Raw genomic sequence first — 20111 nt, forward strand, 5'->3', positions numbered from 1 at the left:
CATCAACAACGAGCTGTGCGCGCAAGAGATGGCCAAGGGCGACCTGGCCCGCGCGGAGACGTTCTGCGACCTGGGTTTGGAGTTCTCCCCCCAGTACGCGGACCTCTGGTCCAACAAGGGCATCATCGCCATGTCCTCGGGCCGGAAGGACGACGCGAAGAAGCACTTCATCAAGGCCCTGCGCTACAACCAGGAACACCTCCAGGCGTACCAGAACCTCGGCGCCATCTACATGGAGGAAGGCGCGTACGGAAAGGCGCACGACAACTTCCGGCGAGCCCTCAAGGTGAACCCGGACAACCTGGAGTCGCGCTACAATCTGGCACTCACCCTGATGAAGATGGGGAAGATGGACGAGTCCAGGAAGGAGCTGCGCACAATCCTGGCCGTCAATCCCGGCATCTCCGACGTGCACCACCTCCTGGGTATCATCTCCTACTCGGAGGGTGAATACGACGAGGCCGGCGAGCACCTCGCCCGGGCCACGCAACTGGTCCAGGATTCGCCCCTGCTGTGGCACGACCTGGGCACCGCGTTGATGGAGCTGGGCCGCTTCCAGGAAGCGCGCGAGTCCTTTGCCAACTGCGCCCAGCTGGACCCCAGCAACAGCAGCTGCATCAACAACCTGTCCCTGGCCCAGCGCAAGGCGGCCCTTACCGACGCGGCCTTCAAGGAGATCAAGGACACGCAGCAGGCGGAGAACTCCGCGCCCGCGCTCTTCATGCTCGCGCGTCAGTACCGCGAGAAGGGCCTGCTGGCGGAGGAAGAGGCCACCTACCGCAAGTGCGTCAAGCTGGATGCGAAGTACGCCGCCTGCCACTACGGCCTCTACGAACTCTTCTTCGAAGCCCACAAGCGCGAACACGCGCAGATCGCCTGCAAGAACTTCCTGAAGTACGGGACGTCTGAGGAATTCCCCACGGAGTACCAGACGTGTGAGAGATTCCTGAGCGACGCGACGTTCTGATGTCCCGCCTTCCCGACTCCCCTCCTTCTCGATGAGCGTTCGTCTCACCGTCACGCAGCGCAGCGAGGCCGGCGCTGCCCAGAGCACCGAGTTCGTCCTCGACGACGCGGTCATCACCCTGGGCCGCGACAAGGCCTGCCAGGTCGTGCTCGCTCAGCAGGCGGTGTCGCGCAACCATGCGCGCATCTGCCAGGACGGGCCGCTCTTCTTCGTGGAGGACCTGGGCAGCTCCTACGGCACGCAGATCAACGGCAAGCCCGTGCCCAAGGGCGAGAAGCGGCTGCTGCGCAACGGCGACGTCATCGCCATCGCCACGTTCGACGTCCGCTTCGAGCGGGTGATGGACCTGAACCCCGAATCTGGCGGGGAGAAGACGTCCTTCATCGCCCGGGGCATGGTGAAGGACGCCATGCGCGGCCTGGCCGGCGGCGGCGAGGAGCGCTACCTGCGCTTCATGAACGGCCCCCGCGAAGGCGAGCGCATCGAGCTGGGGGACGCGAAGGAAGTCATCCTGGGCCGCGACGAGAAGGACGCGGACATCATCCTCAAGGATGACCTGGTCTCCCGGAAGCACGCCAAGGTGCGCCGCGACTGGTCCGGGACACACGTGGAGGACCTGGGCAGCCGCAACGGCATCAAGGTGAACAAGAAGCGGATCAACCGCCGGCAGCTCAAGGACGGGGACGAGCTGGAGGTGGGCGCCACCCGCTTCCTGTACGTGGACCCCACCGAGCCGGCCGAGGAGCCCGTTCAGCTCGCCGCCGAGGTCAAGGCTCCGCCTCCGCCCTCGCCCCGTCGTCCGCGCCCGGAGCCCAAGCCCGTGGAGCCCCCGCCGGAGGAGGAGCCCGCGCCTCCGCCCGAGGAGCCCGCGCCCGCGCCGGAAGAGCCACCCGCCGAGGAGCCCGCGCCCCCGCCCGAGGAGCAGGTCTCCGAAGAGCCGCCCCCGCCGGTGTCGGCGGAGTACCCCATGCCGGATGAGCCCGCCCAGCCGAGCGCGATGGCGGCGCTCAAGGACAAGGGCAAGCTCGTGCCCCTCGTGGTGATGAGCGTGGTGGGCCTGGTCTTCCTGGTGCTGATGATTGCCGTGCTCGCGGGCGCCTAGCGTCGCGAGCAGGCCCCTGCCCTCAGGAGAGGACCTTCCTGCCGCCCGCGCGTCCCTGTCACGCGCGGGCGGAGGGCCATCCGCGGCTATCGCGTGGAGATGCGCGCCACGGGCTGGATGTTCAGCTCGGGCGACAGCTCCTGGTAGCTGAGCACGGAGAACGACGGGTTGAACTCGTACTCCAGCAGCTTGCGGACGTAGCGGCGGATGTCCATGGCCGTGAGGATGACGGGCCGCTGCGCGCTGGGCGGCAGGTGGCCACACTCCGAACGCACGGCCTGGACGATTTCCTGCGCCAGCTCCGGCTCCAGCGCCAGGTGCGCGCCCGCGGAGGTCCGCTTCACCGAGCCGCGGATGGCGTCCTCGATGTTCGGGTCCAACAGGTACACCACCAGGGTGCCGGTGCCACGCGCGTACTTGTGGGAGATGTAGCGGCGCTGGGCCGCGCGGACATGCTCGGTGAGCATGACGTTGTCGGCCTCCACCTGCCCGTACTCGGCCAGGGCCTGGAGGATGCCGCGCAAGTCACGGATGGAGATCTCCTCCTCCACCAGGCGCTGGAGGATGTCCGTCAGCTTCAGCACGTTGACGACCTTGGGGACGACCTCCTTCACGATGGCGGGGAAGGCCTTCTCCAACTGCTCCAGCATCGTCTGCGTCTCCTGCACGCCGACGAACTCACGGGCGTTGCGCCGCAGCACGGCGGCGGTGTGCAGGATGATGTAGCCGGGCACGTCCCACGTCGTGAGGCCGGCGGCCTCCAGCGTGTCGCGGTACTGCTCGGGGACCCAGGCGGCAGGCTGCCGGGTGGCGGGGTTCACCGCCTCGAAGCCCTGGATGTTCATCAGCCGCAGCCGGTCCACCGTGTCGTTCACCAGGACGTGGCCCAGCGTGGCCTGGCCGGTGACGACGGGCACCTCGTTGATTTGAATCTGGTACGCGCCCGGCGGCAGCGAGCCGTTGCCACGCGCACGCACGCCCGGGAAGCGCACACCCAGTTCCACGAAGAGGCCATCCCGCATGAACGGGATGAGCTCGAAGAGGAACTTCCCGTTGTCCTGGCGCGAGTCCACGAAGGGGACCAGCGCGTCGGAGACTTCCAGGACGATGGGCGTGACGACGGGGATGAACAGCTCGGAGTCCGGATTGAGGGCTTCCTTGGGCGCGGGCTCCGATGCCATGGGCGTGCCCAGGTCCGTCTCCATGGCCGGGCCGGCATCCTCCGCCTCCACGGCCTGCTTCTGCTTCTTCAGCATCGTCCAGGCGCCCAGGCCCGCGCCGATGCCCAGCAGGAAGAAGGGAATCTTGGGCAGACCGGGCACCAGGCCCAGGACGATGAGCATGCCGGCGGCGATGGCGATGGCCTTCGGGTAGGCCGTCAGCTGGGAGCCCATGTCCATGCCCAGGTGATTGCCCTCTTCCTCACCCGCCACGCGCGTCACGATGATACCGGCGCAGGTGGAGACGAGGATGGCGGGAATCATGCCGACCAGACCGTCACCGATGGTGAGCAGCGTGTACTTCTGCGCCGCGTCGCCAGCGGACATGCCCTTCTGCGTCACGCCGATGATGAGGCCACCGACGATGTTGACGACGGTGATGATGATGCTCGCGATGGCGTCGCCCTTCACGAACTTCATGGCGCCGTCCATGGCGCCGAAGAGCTGGCTCTCACGCTCCAGGTCGCGGCGCTTCTTCTTGCCCTGGTCCTGGTCGATGGAGCCGGCCCGCAGGTCGGCGTCGATGGACATCTGCTTTCCGGGCATCGCGTCCAGGGTGAAGCGGGCGGCCACTTCGGCGACGCGCTCCGAGCCCTTGGAAATCACGATGAAGTTCACGATGACCAGGATGATGAAGAGGATGGCGCCGACGACGAAGTTGCCCTGCACCACGAAGTTTCCGAACGCAACCACCACCTCTCCCGGGTCACCGGTGAGGAGGATGAGACGCGTGGTGGAGATGGTGAGGGCCAACCGGAACATCGTGGTGATGAGCAGCAGCGTCGGGAACACCGACAGGTGCAGCGCCGCTGGCACGTAGAGGGATACGAGGAGCAGCACCACCGAGATGCTGATGTTCAGCGTCAGCAGCACGTCCAGCAGCAGCGTGGGCAGCGGGACGATCATCATCCCGACGATGGCCACGACCACCACGGCGAGGACGATGTCGGAGTACTTGGAGAGGAAGCTGTTCGAATTGGTGGCAGCCATCAGCGGTCAGGCATCCTAGGCCAACCCGGGTGCCTTCTGTCAGGGGGGGCGTCGCGAAGGGCCCCTCCCCACGGCGAAACCCGTCGTTCTCCCCCGGGCGGAAGCAGCCGGGCAGTCAACCGAAGTGGACATTCGTTCTTGCACCGCGCCCCGTCACGCGGGTTCATCCCCCTGTCGTGCCCTGCCGTCCTGGAGGGCCGGGGCAGGTCACACGAAACCTGGGAGAACACGATGCGACTGAAGAATGCCTTGAGCAGGGGTCTTCCGCTGATGTTGCTGGGGGCGTCCCTGGCCTGTTCGGCCTGCTCGGACGGCGGCCCCAGCGGCCCTGGCCCCTCTGGCGAGCGGGAGAAGAACGTCGTCAAGGGCAAGGCCACGGACACCGCGGGCAAGCCCCTGGCGGGGGTGGAGGTGGTGGCCGACAATCAGGTCCTCTACGACTCCAATGTGGTGGGCGTGACGGGCGCGGACGGCACCTACCGGCTGGAGCTGGGCCAGGCGGCCACCACCTGGAACGCCAGCGCGCGGCTCAAGCGCGACTTCAACGGCCGCAGCTACACCTTCGAGCTGCACCCCAGCAACGCCACCCCCTTCGCGGGCAACGAGGGCGCCGTCCGGGACTTCAGCTGGAAGCTGACCGGCGCGAAGCCCGAGGGCGGCGCCTACGGCAGCGGCGTCTACTTCAACCTGACGGACTACGTGGATCCGGCCGACCCGGATCAAGCCCTGCAGCGCGAGCACGTGGAGTTGACGCTCACCCCGGTGGGCTCGTTGGTGGACGGCAGCGCCGGGACGCCGGTGACGGCCCGGGGCACCAACACGCCGGACGGCTTCGGCCTCCCGGACCTCCCGCTGGGGCGCTACACGGTGACGGGCCGCTACGCGCCGCCGGGACAGGCCGTCCGGCCGCTGCTGGTGCGCGTGCAGGACCAGGGCACCTACGCCGAATCCGTGACGGCCGACTTCCAGCCCGTCATGGAGGGGTTGTACCGCCTGGACGTGGAGCTGAAGTTCCCCTGAGCCCAAGGGCCAGGGAAGGCGGGCCGGGGCCTTCGAGTGGCCCCGCCCGCGCCTACGCCGCGCCGTCGGATTCAGAGGACGGCGACTCCTCGGCGCTCTCCAGCGCCGCGGCGGCCAGCATCCGGGCCCGGGCGCTGAGCGGATCCTGTCCTTCGGGATCCAGCCCCACCGCGTGATTGAAGTCCCGGGCGGCCTCGTGGACCTTGCCGAGCCGCAGGTGGACTTCCCCGCGGTTGACGAAGGGCGTGAGGTCGGAGGGGTCCAGCTCGATGGCGCGGTTGAAGTAGGACTCGGCCAGGTCCAGGTCTTCCAGCGCCAGGTGGCAGGCGCCCAGCGCCGTCTGGAAGTAGGCCTCGGTGGGGTCCATGGCCGCCAGGGACTGGAACAAGGTCAGCGACTCACGGAAGCGGCCGTCCTGGAAGAGGTTGAAGCCTTCCGTGGCCCGTTCGAGCATCTCCGGGCCGGACAGGGGCTTCACGTCGTCGTTGGTCACCGTTGCCTTGGATTCAGTCGTCATCTGCACACATCCCTCACGAGGGCGGGAGGACGGCCCCGGAGCCGGTAGGGCAAGCGGTTCCGGGCGCCGGGAGCTTAGACTGTTATCGGCTTTTCCACCAAAACGGTGCGCCACTTCGGAAGCGATATTCGCGCCGCCGGCGCGAAAAAATGGATCAGAAAATGGGGAGGAAACTTCTGGCCCCCATTCTCCCATAATCCTTTTGTAAGCAGCGCCGCCGCAAACCACCCGCTTCCCAAACTTCCTGGAGAACGCAAATGACCACCGCCACCACCGCCGCCGCCGCCGCCACGAAGGCCCTCGGAGCCAGCCAGGGTCTCTCCGCCCTCGAGCAGAAGTCCCTCTCCGGTCTGACGGGTCCGGACCGTGAGCGCGCCGAGGCGCAGCTCATGCTCCAGAAGCAGCAGGAGGCCACCGCCTTCGTGGCCAACCTGATGAAGAAGCTCAACGAGATCGCGATGTCCGTCATCGGCAAGATCTAATCCTGCCGCTGTAGCGCGACTCTCGGAGCCGGCTTCCCTCTCGGGATGCCGGCTCCTTGCTTTTGCGGGCTCGAGCGCCTCACCCGAAACGACGAAGCCCGGACTGCGCGACGACTCGCGCGGCCCGGGCCTGGTGCGTGTTGCGATGAAAAGGGGCATGCCCCCCTGGGGCCTACCGGGACTTCTTCGCCTGGTCGGCCTGCTGCTTGAGGGTGCGCAGCGTCGCGTGGGCGCGCTGCGTGGCACGGCGCTTGAGGCCCGGGTCCAGCTGGATGGCCTTGCTGAGGTCCGCGAGCGCCTCGGGGACATTGCCCCGGCGCAGCTGGATTTCCCCCCGGCCGACCAGCGCGTCCACGTGGCCGTCGTTGAACTGGAGCGCCAGCCGGAAGGCGTCGAACGCCTCGTCGAAGCGCTCCAGCGTCATGAGGGTCGCCCCGAGCTGCGCGTGGAAGACGGCGTCGGTGGGCGAGGCGGCCACGAGGCCCTGGAAGATCTGCAGGGCCTGCTGCGAGCTGCCCGCCTGGAGGAGCTGATAGGCCTTGTCCGCCCAGGCGTAGAGCTGCGTGTTGGAGAGGTTGAGGAACTGCCCCAGGGTGATTTCGCCGCGGATCACCGCCTCGGCGAGTGCTTCCGGGACGACGACCTTCTCTTTTTCACCCCTGGGGGCGGAGTCACTCACGACAGCCTCGAGCAGGGCCAGGCAGTCCCCCACCTGGCCCGATGAAGTACGTCCAGCGGCTAGAACGACTGGGGACCGCGGAAGCGGACCATATCATTCAGCTTGGACAGCTTCTCCAGCGTCCCGAACATGTCACCCAGCGCCTTGAAGGACTGGGTCAGCCCGGACTTGTGCTGGTTCTTGTCGTAGGCGCCGAAGAGGTCGTCCGCCTTGCGGAACGGGTTGAAGCCGTTCGCGTTGGTGTTCTTGAGCTGGTCGAACACCTTGCTGATGGAGTCGAACGTCTCGTTCAGCTTGTTCAGCTCGGGCTTGCCACTGCTCATGTCCCAGGGCAGCGGCTTCACCTGGGGCAGGTTGGTGTTCATGTCCCAGTTCTGGGCCACCTCACCCGCCGCGGGGGAGTCCGCCGCCGCCGAGTAGTTGAAGGCCATGGTGCGCCGCTCGGTGATGACGGCCTCGCCCACCTTGTGCACGTCGCCGCCGTTCTCGTGGCCGACAATCTCCTTGCCATGGAACGTCCAGTCGGCCGCGTTCTGCCCCATGTGGAAGACGTCCGCGGACTGGTTCGAGTGGAAGCGGACGACCTCGTCCATGCCCTTGTTGGTGACCTGGCCGACCTTGCCCTTGCCCTTGTCGATGTCCGTCACGCGCACGTGGCTGTCGCCGTAGACGACGTCCAACTGGCCCGTCACCGTCATCCCGTTGCCCCAGGGCTTGCAGGTGCAGTTGATGCGGGTGCCGTCGCCCAGGACGAAGGAGGTGTCACGCTTGAAGTCGAACTTGCCGCCGTCGCTCTCGTCGACGTGCGGATCACCCCAGACGCGGGTGTTGTTGCCGTCCGGCCCCGTCACGCGCCACTCGAACTGGCCCAGCTGCTCGATGGTGTAGCCACCCGGGGTGGTGATCTTCCCGGTGCCCTCTTCCACCTTCAGGGAGTGGGCCTCGCGCACCGCGTCCAGGGGGTTGGGACGCTCGGCGGGGAAGGCGGCGTTGGTGCCCGTCGCACCCGCCTGCTTCGTGGAGGCCGCGGCCTGGGACATCTGATCCACGGCCTTGCCGGCGACGTTCACCGCCTTGCCCGCCAGGTCAACGGCCTTCTCCACCAGATTCAGCGTCGACTCGATGAGCTGCGCGTTGCGCGCGATCGTCGAGGTGTTGACGTTGCCCGCGCCCTGCGTCGTGGCGAGTTGCCGGTTACCGCCAACTCCGCCGATGCCGTTCGACATATTCGGTGCTCCCTAAGGAGGGGGAAATGTTCGATGCTGCTTCACCGTGATTTTCGGTGTTCAGCGCTGGGAGTTTCGCCTCGGTGCGTCGCTTTTCTTAAAAAGAAGGTACGAGCCGATCACACGGGGCGGGGGCACCTCTTGCCAGGGCGGGAAAAAGAATCAGAAAATCCCGAGGAAACTTCCGGCCCCCTTTCTCCCATAATCCTTTTGTAAGCAGCGCCGCCGCAAACCACCCGCTTCCCAAACTTTCTGGAGAACGCCATGACCACCGCCACCACCGCCGCCGCCGCCGCCACGAAGGCCCTCGGAGCCAGCCAGGGTCTCTCCGCCCTCGAGCAGAAGTCCCTCTCCGGCCTGACGGGTCCGGACCGTGAGCGCGCCGAGGCGCAGCTCATGCTCCAGAAGCAGCAGGAGGCCACCGCCTTCGTGGCCAACCTGATGAAGAAGCTCAACGAGATCGCGATGTCCGTCATCGGCAAGATCTAATCCTGCCGCTGTAGCGCGACTCTCGGAGCCGGCTTCCCTCTCGGGATGCCGGCTCCTTGCTTTTGCGGGCTCGAGCGCCTCGCCGCGCCGCCCACGCCCCTTCCCCAGCACCCCGCAAAGCAAAACCGCCGCCCCGGTCAGAGACCCGGGCGGCGGCTTCAAGGACAGGCGCGCGGCAGGGCCGCTCGCGGTGGGGCTACTCGCCCCACATGTCCTTGAGGAGCTCCTTGCGACGGCTCATCAGCTTCCCGAAGAAGTTGTCGTCCCGCATCTTCTGGAACATCGCGTTCGTCTCGTGCTTCTTCGTCGTCGACTCGGCGTGCGACTTGACGTCGTCGGCGGAGGCGTTCGGGTTGCTCTTGAGGAAGGCCTCCATCTCGCCCTGGACCTTCTCCTTCACCGTGTTGATCCGGCCTTCGCCCAGGTACTGGAGGCTGCCCTTGATCTCCGGCTCGTTCATCCGGTCCACGGCGGAGTTCAGCACGCCCTCCCACGCCTGCTTCTGGGCCTCGGGGGTCGTCGTCGTCGACTTGCGCGTCGTCGCGGGCGCGTTGTTCGCAATCTTGGTGGTCACGGGGAAATCTCCTCGGAAGAAAAGAACGTCTCGAGGGAGTTATCGTCGGCGCCAGGCCCCAAGTTGCGTCCTTCGGGCCCAGGCGCCGACGCTGTGCGACTAGCCCTTCAGCTTGCCCAGGCTGGGGTTCTTCATCCAGGCCTTGAAGGACTCCAGGTCCTTCTGCTCGGCCTTGACGTCCGGCGGCGCGGCCGGCGGAGGCGGCACGTCCCCCGTCAACGATGCGTGCTTCTTGCTGCTCGTCTCAAAGGCGTCCTTCGCACCACCCGGCCCGGCGGGGGCCTTGGGCGCGGCGGCCGGAGCCGCCGTGGCGGCGGGCGCGGCGGCAGCGGCCTCGTCGGTGGAGAAGCCGCGGGCGTTCAGGTACGCCTGCATCCACTCCACGGACTCCACCAGCACGGGCGGCATGGTGGCCAGGGCCGGCGTCTTCGTCGCCTCGTTCAGGTGCCGGGTAAAGGCGTCCTTCACGTCCTGGTAGAGCTGGAAGCTCAGCGAAGCACCGGGCTTGGTGTTGCCCAGCAGCGCCGACATCTTCCGCATCACCTGCTGCAACGTACCCGTCGCGGACTTCGCCTGGTTCTCCAACTCGGTGACGAGACGCTCGCGCTTGGCGACCAGTTCGGGCGGGGCCTCCGGAGGCATCTGGGCGGGAACGCGCGGATCAGGATTCGGGTTCGACATGTCAACGACCTCCCTGACGACGAAGAATTGAGCGTCGGGCAGCCTACCAGACTCCCCGGAAGAACAATCGATTCCGGATGTGAAATGCGGCCGTCAGCGGCGGCTCAAGGCGGAGATCATGGCCGCCGCCTTACGCACCACGGGGTCATCCCCCGGCTGCATCGCCGCCGCCCGGCGTAGATCCTCCAGCGCCTGGGGCTTCTGGCCCATGGCCAGCTTCACTTCCGCGCGCCCCACGTAGACGGACGGATCATGCGGCGTCAGCTTGGCGGCCACGTCGAAGGCCGCCAGCGCCCCCTGCCCGTTCCCAGCCGCCATCTCCACCACGCCCAGGGCCTTGGCGAAGTAGGCGTCCGTCGGGTTGACGGCATACAGGCCCTGGAAGAGCGTGCGCGCCTCGCTCACCCGGCCTTGATAGAAGAAGTAGTAGGCCGTCTTGGCGATGGCGTAGAGCTCTTCGTCCGAGTAGCCACGCACGTCCCGCAGCGTGGCCTTGCCATCCGCCCAGCGCTGCAGGAGCGTGTCCAGCTTCGCCTCGTCCTTCGGATCATCCGGGTCCAGGGCCGCCATGACGCTAGTAGCCCTCGTCCTTCTGCGCGTCCCACATGCGGCGGATGATCTCCTTCGTCTCCTCGTTCACCTGATCCACCAGGGAGAGCATGGCGGACTCGCGGTGCAGCAGCGCCTTGAGCCGCTCCAGCCGGTCGGGCGCCGCCTTCACCTTCCCCAGGCCCCGCTCCAGCATCCGGCGCTGGTCCTCGTGCCCCCGGCCCGCCACGCTGGACAGGTGGGGCCGGTCGCTGAACCGCTCCAGGTCCGCCTCATGCCCGCCGGGGTGCGGCGGCAGCGGCAGGCGGAGCTCCTCCGAGGAGTGCGCCGGACCGATGAAGTCCAGCAGCGCCGCGGACGCGAGCGCCGGGTTCTTCGGGTTGCCCGTCTTGCGGAGCTTCTTCCGGTCGACCTGCGCCGGGTCGACGAGCCGCTCGCGGACGCTGCGGGGACCGCCCCAGGGCCACAGGGACGTATTCGGAGGCGGATTGTTGATTCTGGCCATCGTGATACCGAACCTCACTCCAGATGGGTGGGGGACGTCCAGCCCCCCTAGCGCCTGGCAGCCGCGGCCGCCTGCTCACGTTGCAGTTCGTAGACGAAGTTCAGGACCTCGGCCACGGCGTCATACAGCTCCTCGGGGACCTCCTGGCCCACCTCCACGCGGTAGAGCGCATTGGCCAGGTTCACGTTCCGCATGAGGGGGATGTTGTGCTCGCGGGCAATCTCGCGAATCTTCTCCGCCTTGAGCCGCATGCCCTTGGCCACCACGCGCGGCGCGCCGTCCTTCTCCTTGTCGTACTTCAACGCGATGGCGATTTCGGCGTCGTCACTCATGGGAGGCCCCGCTGTCCCTGCATGATAGCCACACCCGGCCGCCTCACGCGCGGCCCTCGGGGGCCGGCTGGCCGGACTTCAAGCCGTAGACGAAGTTGAGGACCTCGGCGACCGCGTCGTACAGCTCCTCCGGGACTTCGTGCCCCACCTCCACCCGCAGCAGGGCGTGGGCCAGGGGCACGTTGCGCAGCGTGGGCACGTCCTGCTCGCGGGCAATGGCCTTGATGCGCTCGGCCTTGAAGTCGATGCCCCGGGCCAGCACGCGCGGCGCGCCATCCTTCTCCCGGTCGTACTTGAGGGCCACCGCCACGTGGTCCGGGTTGGTGACGATGACGTCGGCCTCGCGCACGGCCTCCATCTGCGCCCCCTCCATGATCTCCTGGTGCATCTCCTTGCGCTTGGCCTTGTGGTGCGGGTCGCCCTCGCTCTGCTTGTACTCTTTCTTCACCTCCTCCTTCGTCATCATCATGTCCTTCATGAAGGACTTGCGCTGCCACCAGACGTCGAAGACGCCGAAGAGGACGAAGAGGAGCGCCACCCGCGTGGCCACGCGCGTCACCAGCTCTCCCATGATGGCCATGATGCCGCGCGTGTCCTGCCGCAGCGTTTCGGCCACCATGGGCATGGAGTCACGCACCACGCCGTAGACGACGTAGGCGGTGACGGAGATTTTGATGAGGTTCTTCAGCAGTTCAACAATCGCCTTCTTGTTGAACAGGTTCTTCATTCCTTGGATGGGATTGAGCTTCTCCATCTTCGGAATCAGCGGATCCATGGTGAAGAGCGTCCCCACCTGGAGGTACTCCATCAGCCCGCCGACAATGGCTCCGCCCGCCAGCACCGGCAGCGACACCAGCAACACCGCGCGCACGCCCAGGTAGAGCAGCTGCCCGGTGGCCACCGACAGGTCCACCGGGTTCGTCAGGTGGTCGAAGGAGAACAGGAAGAGCGACGTCAGCTCCGTCTCCAGCATGTCCCAGCTGCCTTTGACGGCGGCCAGCCCCACCAGGAGCACGCCCACGCCGCTGAGGTCCTTGCTCTTCCAGACCTGCCCCTTCTTGCGTGAGTCATCCAGCTTCTTCTGGGATGGCTCTTCTGTTTTTTCGCCGCTCTCGTCCGACATGGCGCGTCCCGGATGAAGAGGCTCAGGACAAGAGCCGCAGGGCTTGGTTGAGGGTCCGCAGCATGACGACCATTTCCCCCTGCATGCGGTCCATCAGGGCGCCGAGCACCAGGAAGACGAGCAGCACGCTCACCAGGGGCTTGACGGACATGGAGATGAAGAACACCTGGATTTGCGGCGCCACGCGGTTGATGGCGCCCAGCGCCACGTCGGTGAGGAAGGTCGCCAGCATCGCCGGAGCGGCCAGCGCCAGGCTCACCCGGAGCAGGTCCGCGAACACGCGAAGAATCAGGTCGAAGAAGGGCCACGGCCCGTCGTGGAAGCGCGGGAAGCCATCCAGCGGCACCGCCACCAGGCTGTCCGCCAGCGCTTCGATGACCAGGTGGTGCCCGTTCAGCGTGAGGAACAACACCACCGCCAGTTGCACCTTGAAGCTGGAGAACAGCGTCACCTGCTGCCCGAGCTGGGGCACGTACAGCTGCGCGTTGTTGCTGCCGGACATGGTGTCCACCAGGTTGCCGGCCACGCGCGCGGCTTCGAACAGCGTGTTGACGACGAAGGCGATGGTGAAGCCGACGAACACCTCCTTCGCCATCAGCGCGATGTACGGCAAAGCGCTCAGGGGGATGGACGTCACCGAGCCCGCGATGAGGGGATAGAGGACGATGGAGAGCGTCAGCCCGATGCCCATCTTCAGCTCGGTGGGGACCACCTCGCCGCCCAGGAAGGGGCTGAAGATGAGCACGGGCATCACCCGGCACATCACCAGCGCCACCGTGAAGATGACGGCCGAGACGTTGGCCCGGGTGCCCAGCTCTGCGACGAGGTCCGCGACGTTCATTTGATGAGCGCGGGGAACCTGTCGAAGACGTGGAACGTGAAGCGCACCAGCTGGCTTCCAATCCAGGGGCCGGCCAACGCCAGGATGCCGAACACGGCGACGACCTTCGGCGCGAAGGTGAGCGTCTGCTCCTGGATCTGCGTGGTGGCCTGGAACAGGGAGATGACGAACCCCACCAACAGGCTCATCAGCACCGGCGGCGCCGACGCGACGAGCACCAGGAACAGGGCCTCCTGGGTAATGAACGTGAGCTGATTCATGGAGCCCTCTCCCTACAGGTAGCCGACGACCAGGCCCTTGGCGATGAGATACCAGCCGTCCACGAGCACGAACAGCAGCAGCTTGAACGGCATGGAGATGGTGGTCGGTGACAACATGTGCATGCCGAGCGCCAGCAGGATGTTGGCCACCACCATGTCGATGACGATGAACGGCACGAACAAGAGGAAGCCTATCTGGAAGGCCTCCTTGAGTTCGGACACCACGAAGGCCGGGATGATGACCATGAAGTCATTGCTCTCCACGGCGTCGCGGTCCTCGCCCTTGCGCATCTTCTTGGCGAGGTTGAAGAAGAGCGCCCGGTCCTTGGTGGTGACCTTCTTGATGAGCCACTCGCGCAGCGGCTCCTTGGACTTGTTGGCGGCGCCCAGCATCGAGCCCACCGTCTCCGAGGAGAACACGCCGGGGCCCTTGGCCCAGATGTCCAGGCCGGCCGCGCGGTACATCTGCTGGCCCACCGGGGCCATGATGTAGACGGTGAGGATGATGGCCAGGCCGGTGATGACCTGGGTGGGCGGAATCTGCTGCGTGCCCAGCGCCGAGCGGACGATGGAGAGCACCACCGAAATCTTCACGAAGCTGGTCGCCATCATCAGCGCGAAGGGCACCAGGCCCATGGCCGCGAGCGCCAGGATGAGGATGAGCGGGCGCGAGGCGAACGAGTCGCTGTTGACGGCCTCGTTGACCACCGAGTCGGGGATGGCCGCGCCCCCGCGCTTCTGAGCGAGCGCGGCGAAGGGATGAACGGCGACCACGGCCGCGAACAGCCAGGGCGGGACGCGCGGGAGACGGGAACGGGCGGAGGAAGGGAGGTTCACGGGCACGGTCGTCAGGAGCCGGGGGGCTGGGAAGGCGGGCCACCACTGCGGCGGGAGAGGAGCTTCTGGAGGAATGGGCTCAGTGGAACTGCATTCGTCTGCGGGCGCTGCGCGCGGATGCGCTCCACCGCCTCCACATCCAGCTTCGACAACAGTTGCAAGCCGCCCTCGCCGCCGCCCAACAGCAGGTATTCGTCCGCGGCCTTCACCACGAAGAGGCTGCGGCGCTGGTCCAGGGGCAGCCGCTCCACCACGGAGACCAGGGGCTGACGGCCCGCGGCCGTCCCCTGGAGCCCCATCAGCTTGCGCAGTCCCACGTTCAGCGTGAGGTAGATGGACGCAACCACCACGCCCAGCACGAGCAGCGTGCGCACCAGCGTCCAGCCCAGGCTGTCCGTTTCCTCGGACTCCGACAGGGTGTCCCCACCCGCGCCGCTCCGGGCCGCCTTCGCGGACTCGCGCGCAGACAGCTCCGCGTCCAGGGCCCGGTCCGCTTCCAGCAACTCGACGTCGGCCGTGGGGTCCGCCTTCTCAGCGGCCGGCGCTGGCGTCGCGGGCGAAACAACCGCGGGTGCCGGCGCCTGGGCAGGCTCCGCGGGGGGCACCACCGGCTTCACGGCGGGTGCGGACGTGGACGGAGCCTGGGCCATGGCGGCGGGCGGCGCGAACACCAGCGCGGCACCAAGCAACAGGCGCATGAGGGGGGGACGGAGGACTGCCATGGCTGGGCGCGAGGCTAGTGCATCGGCCGGAGGACCGCCACGGGCCCACGCCCGGCCGGCCGCTCCTGCTCGCCTGCCCTGCCCCGACTGGGACTCAGCTCGCCAGGGTGATGATGCGCACGCCGAGCTGGCCTTCCAACTCCACCAGCTCACCCCGGGCCACCACCTTGCCGTTGACGGACAGCTCCACCGGCTCTCCCGGCCCCCGGTTCAGCTCGAGGACCTGACCGGTGCGCAGCCCCACCACCTGCTGCGCGGTGACGGGCACGCGCGCCAGCTCCACCGCAATCTGCAGGGGCACGTCTCCGAGCAGGTCGCTTCCGTCCGGCTTGCTCACATCGTCCAAGGCCGCCCCTTCCAGTTCCGGAGGCACGTCCAGCTCCGGGTTCGTGAAGTCCTCTTCTTCATCCCCAGGCTCCGCGCTCGCCTCGTCCGCGGAGCCCGGGTGGCCCGGCTCTCCTTGAACGAAATCGGTGATGCGCGCCTGGTAGCGCCCGTCCTCGCCGACGAACACCTCCGCCTCGGCCCACCCCGCCGTCCCCTTCCCCACCCGCAGCCGCGCGGTGCCCGCCTCGCCCTTGTCCGTGCGCGCCGACAACGCGTCCACCAGCAGCACGTCCTTCACCCGCAGGCTCGCCAGGTCCTGGCCGGAAATCTCCGCCGAGCCAATCTCCGCGCGCAGCCAGCTGCGCACCGCCGACAGGCGGCTCGCGAAGGCCTCCAGGTCCGCCTTCCCCCGGGCCCGCCGCTGCGTGCTCTCCACCGCCGGCTCGGCCGCGTCCAGCACCGCCGCGGGCACCACCAGCCGCACCATGCCGCTGTGCGGTCCCAGCGTCGCTTGCAGGTGGACCGCCAGCATGGGGCCGTCATCCCCCAGCCGCGCGGAGACCTCGTCCACGCCCCGCGCCACGCCGTCCAACCGGGGGCGCGGCACCGCCGCCTGCAGCCCCGGCACCAGCAGCTTGAGCCCCTCGAGGACGACGTAGGCCATCACGCCCTCCTCGATGTCCGTCAGCGGCCGCAGGCCCACCGTCTCACCGGCGCCGCCCAGCAGCAGATCCACCGCCACGTGCGCCAGCGCGAGCTCCACCTCCAGCACCGCCCGGCCCTGGAGCGCCCCGGGCGCGAGCACCGCCAGGAAGGTGGGGTCGCCCAGGAAGCGCCGCAGCTCCGCCATGGGCCGCACCTGGACGGACTCCACCGTCAGGCGCACCTCCGCGTCGAACAGCTCCGTGAGCCGAGCCGCCACGGCCACCGTCGTGCCGTCCGCGGGCGTCAGCCACCGCAAGCGCTCCGCGAGCAGCCCCTGGGCCCGGGAGACCTTCTCCAGGTTCCGGAAAGCGAAGGGCCGCCAGCGCCGCTCCTGGCTGGCGGGTGGCTCCTGGGATGCCGGGGACTCCTGCGGAGGCTCCTGGCGTGAAGGCCGGAGCTGGCTCAGGTCCACCAGCATCGTGCGCTCGTGGACGCCCGATCCTTCGTCCTCGGATTCGAGACTCATGCCTTCGCCTCGAAGCGGACGTCTTCAAGCCGGAGCCCACGGCCACTGAGCGCGGTCCGCAGTCCCTCGCTGGCGCCTTCGAGCTGCTTGAGCACCTCGCGGTTGCTTCCGCTGAAGGTGGCCGAAATCTTCCCGTTCCGGGCGCTGACCTTGATGGACAGACCGCTGAGCACGTCGCCCCGCAGGTCGATCTGGAACTCCGCGTTGCCCGCGGCGTTGGTGCCCACGCGGACGCGGTCGACAATCTTCTGCGCAATCTCGGTGGCCAGGGCGCGCAGGCGCTCCGAGCCCGCGGTGTCCTTGGGCTTGGCCACGGGAACCGGCGCCATCAGCGCGGGGTTGAAGCGGAAGCCGGGGGCGATGGACTCCGACCCGCCGTCCTTCTTGTCCTTGCCACCGCCACTGCCCTTGCCGCCGCCCGCGTCGGCATCCGCCCGGATGGCGGCGCCCCGCTCGGAGCTGACCTGCCCCAGGGAGGACTCCGCCTTGCCCAGGTCCTTCTCGCGGCTCTCGGAGGTTCGCTTCTCGTCGGTGCGCCGGGCGTCCCGGGCGTCCGACGCGCGCGAGCCGCCCCGAGCCTCCGCGGCCTGCCCCTGTGCCTGGGCTTGCGGCTGGGCCAGTTCCTTCATCGCGGGCTGCTGCTCCTGCTGCACCCGCTCACCAAACGTCTTGCCCTGCTGGGTGGCCCGCGCGAGCACGGCGCGCGCCAGACCGCCCTGTTGCTGCTGGGGCTGTGCGGGCGCCGGGCCCGGCGACGGAGGCGGCTGCTGGGCCTGCTGCATCAGCCGCTGGAAGGCGGAAGCCCCCTCCTGGCGCTTCTTGGCCTGGCCCTCGGCGAGCTTCTTCTCCTGGAGGAGGCGCTCGGCCAGGCGCGCTGCTTCGCGATCGTCGTCAACTCGGCTCATGACGTCATTCCAGGGGGATGGGGAGGGCGCAGGTTACTTGCGCTGGCGCGCCAGGAACAAGGCGTTGCCAATCTCCTCCTGGTTCAGTTCCTCACGCTGCTGTCGCTCGTACTTCACCTGCTTCTGCCAGTTCTCTCGGTGCTTCTCGATGGCCTTCAGCTCCTTCGCCGCCTCGGCCATCTCCCGTCGGCGCTGCTCCACCAGCCGTTCAGCCACCTTGACGGCCTCCCGCTGGCGCTCCACCTCCAGCGCCACCTGCGCCTCTTCGTCCTTCAGGCGCTCCTCGAAGCGGTTCATCATGTTCATGCCGTTGATGCCGGCACCCTTGAACATGACCTCCTTCAGGTAGGCGGCCACCTTCGCCTTGCGCTCGCGCTTGCGCTGCTCCAGGTCGTCGATGAGACGCTGGAGCTCCGCCTTCTCCTTCTCCAGCGCCTTGATGGCGGAGGAAAAGGCCTGCTCCGCCTCTTCCTTGGCCCGGGCGCGCATGTCCTGCAGGGCCTGCAACCGGTACGGGGGCATGTTGGCCCCATCCTAACCCGGAATCCCCGCCGCGCACCCCTGGCCAGCGCCTTACTCGTCGAACAGGGCGATCAGCTGCTCCACCGTCTCCTCGAACCCGGAGTTGGAGTGGGTGTCCTGCTTGAGGAAGTCGATGATGGCGTCGTACTTGTCGATGGCCTGATCCGTGCGGGGATCCGTCCCGTACTGGTAGGCCCCCAGGAGGATGAGGTCGCGCTGCTTCTCATACGTGGAGAGCAGTTCTCGCAGCCGTCCCGCCGCCTTCTTGTGGTCCTTGGAGACGATGCCGCTCATCACACGGCTGAGGCTGGCGAGCACGTCCATCGCGGGCCACTGGTTGCGCTCACCCAGGGCACGGTTGAGGATGAAGTGGCCGTCGAGAATACCGCGGACCTCGTCGGCGATGGGCTCTTCCATGTCACCACCGGCCACGAGGCAGGTGTAGATGGCGGTGCACTTGCCCTTCTCCGAGTTGCCCGTGCGCTCCAGGATGCGAGGCAGCATGGAGAACACGCTCGGCGGATAACCCTGACGGGCCGGGGGCTCACCCACGGCGAGGCCAATCTCACGCTGGGCACGCGCCAGACGCGTCACCGTATCCAGCATGAAGAGCACGTTGCCGCCGCGCTCGCGGAAGTACTCGGCGATGGCGGTGGCGACATAGGCCGCGCGCAGACGCACGAGGCTGGGCTGGTCGGAGGTGGCGCACACCAGCACGGAGCGCTTCATGCCCTCCTCGCCCATGGCGTCTTCGATGAACTCACGGACTTCGCGGCCACGCTCGCCGATGAGCGCCACCACACAGAGGTCCGCTTTGGTGTTCCGGGCAATCTGCCCCATCAGCGTGGACTTGCCGACGCCGGAGCCGGCGAAGAGGCCCACGCGCTGGCCCTCCCCCACCGTGAGCAGCCCGTCGATGCAGCGCACCCCCAAGGGCAGTGGCCGCTCGATGCGCTGGCGGGTGAAGGGGTCCGGGCAGTCGCGGTCCACGGACCAGTCGATGAGGCCCTCCTCCGGCAACGGGTGGCCGTCCATGGGCTCGCCGATTCCGTTGAGCACGCGGCCCAGCAGCGCCTCTCCGCACTTGATGCTCAGCGGCTTGCCGGTGGGGATGACCTCGCTGTCCGGACCGATGCCGTGCAGCTCGCCCAGGGGCATGAGCATCACCTCATCCCCCTGGAAGCCCACCACCTCCGCCTTCACCGCGCCGCGGTTGCGGCTCTTGATGAGCACCAGCTCGCCCACGCGGACGTTGGGCACGCTGGCCTTGATGATGAGGCCCGTCAGCTCCGTGACGCGGCCGCGCACGCGCACGACCTGCGCTTCCTTGATGAGGTCGAAGTACCGCGAGAGGTCAATGGCCATGGGCGAGTCCCTCGACGCTCCGGCTCAAGCCGGCCCTTCCTTGCGCGCGGTGTCCGGCAACAGGACGTTCTGGAGCATCTCCAGCTGCGTGGGAAGCTGTGCGTCCACCGTGCCGAACTCCGTCTGGACGATGCAGCCCACGGGGGCCACCTCGGGGTCCTCCTTGATGGCCAGGTCCACCGCGCGGCCGATGAGCTCCATCAGGACCGGCTTCTTCGCGCGGAGCACGGCGGCCGTCTTCGGGTGGACCCGCAGAATCATGGAGCGGGCGCTGCGCAGGTTCTCGATGGCCGCGGCGCACAGCTCCACCATCAGCTCCGGGTCCTTCTCCAGGCTCCGGCCGATGATCTTCTCCGCCACCTTGAGCGACAGCGCGATGACGTCCTGCTCGTGGCCGGTCAGCACCTCCCCCGCCTGCATCTTCGCGCGAAGGATGATTTCGGTGGCCTGCGCCAGGCCTTCCTGACGGCCCTGCTCACGCGTCTTGGCGAGGAGCTCCTCGCGCTCGCGCTGCGCCTCCGCGAGGATGCGCTCCTTCTCGCGCTGCGCCTCCTCCAGGATGGCCGACGCGCCCTGACGGGCCTCGAAGACCTCGGCGTTCATCACCCCCGCGCGGGGAGGCCGCAGCACGGGACGCTCGGGCGCGTGCGCCGGCTCCGCCGTCCCATCACCTCGAATCACCTTGCCGATCGCCATGGGCCGCTC

Annotated in this window: 24 protein-coding genes; 5 read left to right on the forward strand and 19 right to left on the reverse strand. The window is 67.8% G+C overall.

The window, feature by feature from the left end; all coding sequences use genetic code 11:
- Positions 1 to 28: 28 nt before the first annotated feature.
- Positions 29 to 967 (forward strand): tetratricopeptide repeat protein, encoded by a 939-nt coding sequence (locus BLU09_RS12115; RefSeq protein WP_090489449.1) that lies wholly within the window; start codon positions 29 to 31, stop codon positions 965 to 967.
- A gap of 31 nt (positions 968 to 998) precedes the next feature.
- Positions 999 to 2069, forward strand: coding sequence for an FHA domain-containing protein (locus BLU09_RS12120; protein WP_090489451.1), 1071 nt, complete (start codon positions 999 to 1001; stop codon positions 2067 to 2069).
- An 86-nt stretch (positions 2070 to 2155) separates the two neighbouring features.
- Here the strand turns inward: BLU09_RS12120 and sctV are convergent, their stop codons facing one another.
- Positions 2156 to 4279 carry a type III secretion system export apparatus subunit SctV gene (gene sctV, locus BLU09_RS12125; RefSeq protein WP_090489453.1) on the reverse strand — a complete coding sequence of 708 codons (2124 nt, stop codon included), beginning with the start codon at positions 4277 to 4279 and terminating at the stop codon, positions 2156 to 2158.
- A gap of 231 nt (positions 4280 to 4510) precedes the next feature.
- Between sctV and BLU09_RS12130 the strand changes: the two genes are divergently transcribed.
- Entirely contained in the window at positions 4511 to 5299 is a 789-nt protein-coding gene (locus tag BLU09_RS12130; RefSeq protein ID WP_244171640.1) for a carboxypeptidase-like regulatory domain-containing protein, read from the forward strand.
- A gap of 52 nt (positions 5300 to 5351) precedes the next feature.
- Here the strand turns inward: BLU09_RS12130 and BLU09_RS12135 are convergent, their stop codons facing one another.
- Positions 5352 to 5816 (reverse strand): tetratricopeptide repeat protein, encoded by a 465-nt coding sequence (locus BLU09_RS12135; RefSeq protein ID WP_090489457.1) that lies wholly within the window; start codon positions 5814 to 5816, stop codon positions 5352 to 5354.
- A gap of 257 nt (positions 5817 to 6073) precedes the next feature.
- Between BLU09_RS12135 and BLU09_RS12140 the strand changes: the two genes are divergently transcribed.
- Entirely contained in the window at positions 6074 to 6298 is a 225-nt protein-coding gene (locus BLU09_RS12140; protein ID WP_002640925.1) for a hypothetical protein, read from the forward strand.
- Between the two features lie 172 nt (positions 6299 to 6470).
- Here BLU09_RS12140 and BLU09_RS12145 read toward each other — a convergent pair whose 3' ends face one another.
- Both BLU09_RS12145 and BLU09_RS12150 read right to left on the reverse strand, forming a co-directional pair.
- Positions 6471 to 6977, reverse strand: a complete 507-nt coding sequence (locus BLU09_RS12145; protein WP_244171641.1) for a tetratricopeptide repeat protein — start codon at positions 6975 to 6977, stop codon at positions 6471 to 6473.
- A 59-nt stretch (positions 6978 to 7036) separates the two neighbouring features.
- Positions 7037 to 8203 carry a DUF1521 domain-containing protein gene (locus BLU09_RS12150; RefSeq protein WP_090489461.1) on the reverse strand — a complete coding sequence of 389 codons (1167 nt, stop codon included), beginning with the start codon at positions 8201 to 8203 and terminating at the stop codon, positions 7037 to 7039.
- Positions 8204 to 8467: 264 nt separating this feature from the next.
- On the opposite strand from BLU09_RS12150, the gene BLU09_RS12155 reads away from it, so the two are divergent.
- The gene (locus tag BLU09_RS12155; protein ID WP_002640925.1) at positions 8468 to 8692 is read left to right on the forward strand and encodes a hypothetical protein; all 225 of its coding nucleotides are present in this window, start codon (positions 8468 to 8470) and stop codon (positions 8690 to 8692) included.
- Between the two features lie 196 nt (positions 8693 to 8888).
- Here BLU09_RS12155 and BLU09_RS12160 read toward each other — a convergent pair whose 3' ends face one another.
- The 15 genes from BLU09_RS12160 to BLU09_RS12230 form a co-directional block, all read right to left on the reverse strand.
- Positions 8889 to 9266, reverse strand: coding sequence for a hypothetical protein (locus BLU09_RS12160; protein WP_090489463.1), 378 nt, complete (start codon positions 9264 to 9266; stop codon positions 8889 to 8891).
- Between the two features lie 99 nt (positions 9267 to 9365).
- Positions 9366 to 9947, reverse strand: coding sequence for a hypothetical protein (locus BLU09_RS12165; protein ID WP_090489465.1), 582 nt, complete (start codon positions 9945 to 9947; stop codon positions 9366 to 9368).
- A gap of 93 nt (positions 9948 to 10040) precedes the next feature.
- On the reverse strand, positions 10041 to 10517 hold the full coding sequence (locus tag BLU09_RS12170) for a SycD/LcrH family type III secretion system chaperone (RefSeq protein WP_011552527.1): 477 nt from the start codon (positions 10515 to 10517) through the stop codon (positions 10041 to 10043).
- A 4-nt stretch (positions 10518 to 10521) separates the two neighbouring features.
- Positions 10522 to 11001 carry a hypothetical protein gene (locus BLU09_RS12175; RefSeq protein WP_026113929.1) on the reverse strand — a complete coding sequence of 160 codons (480 nt, stop codon included), beginning with the start codon at positions 10999 to 11001 and terminating at the stop codon, positions 10522 to 10524.
- Between the two features lie 47 nt (positions 11002 to 11048).
- On the reverse strand, positions 11049 to 11333 hold the full coding sequence (locus tag BLU09_RS12180; protein ID WP_011552525.1) for an EscU/YscU/HrcU family type III secretion system export apparatus switch protein: 285 nt from the start codon (positions 11331 to 11333) through the stop codon (positions 11049 to 11051).
- Between the two features lie 43 nt (positions 11334 to 11376).
- Positions 11377 to 12456: a type III secretion system export apparatus subunit SctU gene (gene sctU / locus BLU09_RS12185; RefSeq protein WP_090489467.1), complete on the reverse strand. Its 1080-nt coding sequence runs from the start codon at positions 12454 to 12456 to the stop codon at positions 11377 to 11379.
- Positions 12457 to 12478: 22 nt separating this feature from the next.
- Positions 12479 to 13297, reverse strand: coding sequence for a flagellar biosynthetic protein FliR (locus BLU09_RS12190; protein ID WP_090489469.1), 819 nt, complete (start codon positions 13295 to 13297; stop codon positions 12479 to 12481).
- Complete coding sequence (fliQ, locus tag BLU09_RS12195; RefSeq protein ID WP_090489471.1) at positions 13294 to 13557, reverse strand: flagellar biosynthesis protein FliQ; 264 nt, start codon at positions 13555 to 13557, stop codon at positions 13294 to 13296. Before fliQ ends, BLU09_RS12190 begins: the two co-directional genes overlap by 4 nt.
- A gap of 12 nt (positions 13558 to 13569) precedes the next feature.
- Positions 13570 to 14394: a type III secretion system export apparatus subunit SctR gene (sctR, locus tag BLU09_RS12200; protein WP_020477619.1), complete on the reverse strand. Its 825-nt coding sequence runs from the start codon at positions 14392 to 14394 to the stop codon at positions 13570 to 13572.
- Between the two features lie 11 nt (positions 14395 to 14405).
- Positions 14406 to 15092, reverse strand: a complete 687-nt coding sequence (locus tag BLU09_RS12205) for a flagellar biosynthetic protein FliO (RefSeq protein WP_090489473.1) — start codon at positions 15090 to 15092, stop codon at positions 14406 to 14408.
- A gap of 118 nt (positions 15093 to 15210) precedes the next feature.
- Positions 15211 to 16614, reverse strand: coding sequence for a type III secretion system cytoplasmic ring protein SctQ (gene sctQ / locus BLU09_RS12210; RefSeq protein WP_090489475.1), 1404 nt, complete (start codon positions 16612 to 16614; stop codon positions 15211 to 15213).
- Complete coding sequence (locus BLU09_RS12215; RefSeq protein ID WP_090489476.1) at positions 16611 to 17519, reverse strand: flagellar hook-length control protein FliK; 909 nt, start codon at positions 17517 to 17519, stop codon at positions 16611 to 16613. The genes sctQ and BLU09_RS12215 overlap by 4 nt, the downstream gene beginning before the upstream one ends.
- Positions 17520 to 17552: 33 nt before the next feature.
- Positions 17553 to 18041: a flagellar assembly protein FliH gene (locus tag BLU09_RS12220; protein ID WP_011552518.1), complete on the reverse strand. Its 489-nt coding sequence runs from the start codon at positions 18039 to 18041 to the stop codon at positions 17553 to 17555.
- A 51-nt stretch (positions 18042 to 18092) separates the two neighbouring features.
- On the reverse strand, positions 18093 to 19406 hold the full coding sequence (gene sctN / locus BLU09_RS12225; RefSeq protein WP_011552517.1) for a type III secretion system ATPase SctN: 1314 nt from the start codon (positions 19404 to 19406) through the stop codon (positions 18093 to 18095).
- 24 nt (positions 19407 to 19430) lie between these two features.
- Complete coding sequence (locus BLU09_RS12230; protein WP_090489477.1) at positions 19431 to 20102, reverse strand: FliH/SctL family protein; 672 nt, start codon at positions 20100 to 20102, stop codon at positions 19431 to 19433.
- Positions 20103 to 20111: the final 9 nt, after the last annotated feature.

The organism is Myxococcus virescens, from assembly GCF_900101905.1.
Taxonomy (GTDB): Bacteria; Myxococcota; Myxococcia; order Myxococcales; family Myxococcaceae; genus Myxococcus; species Myxococcus virescens.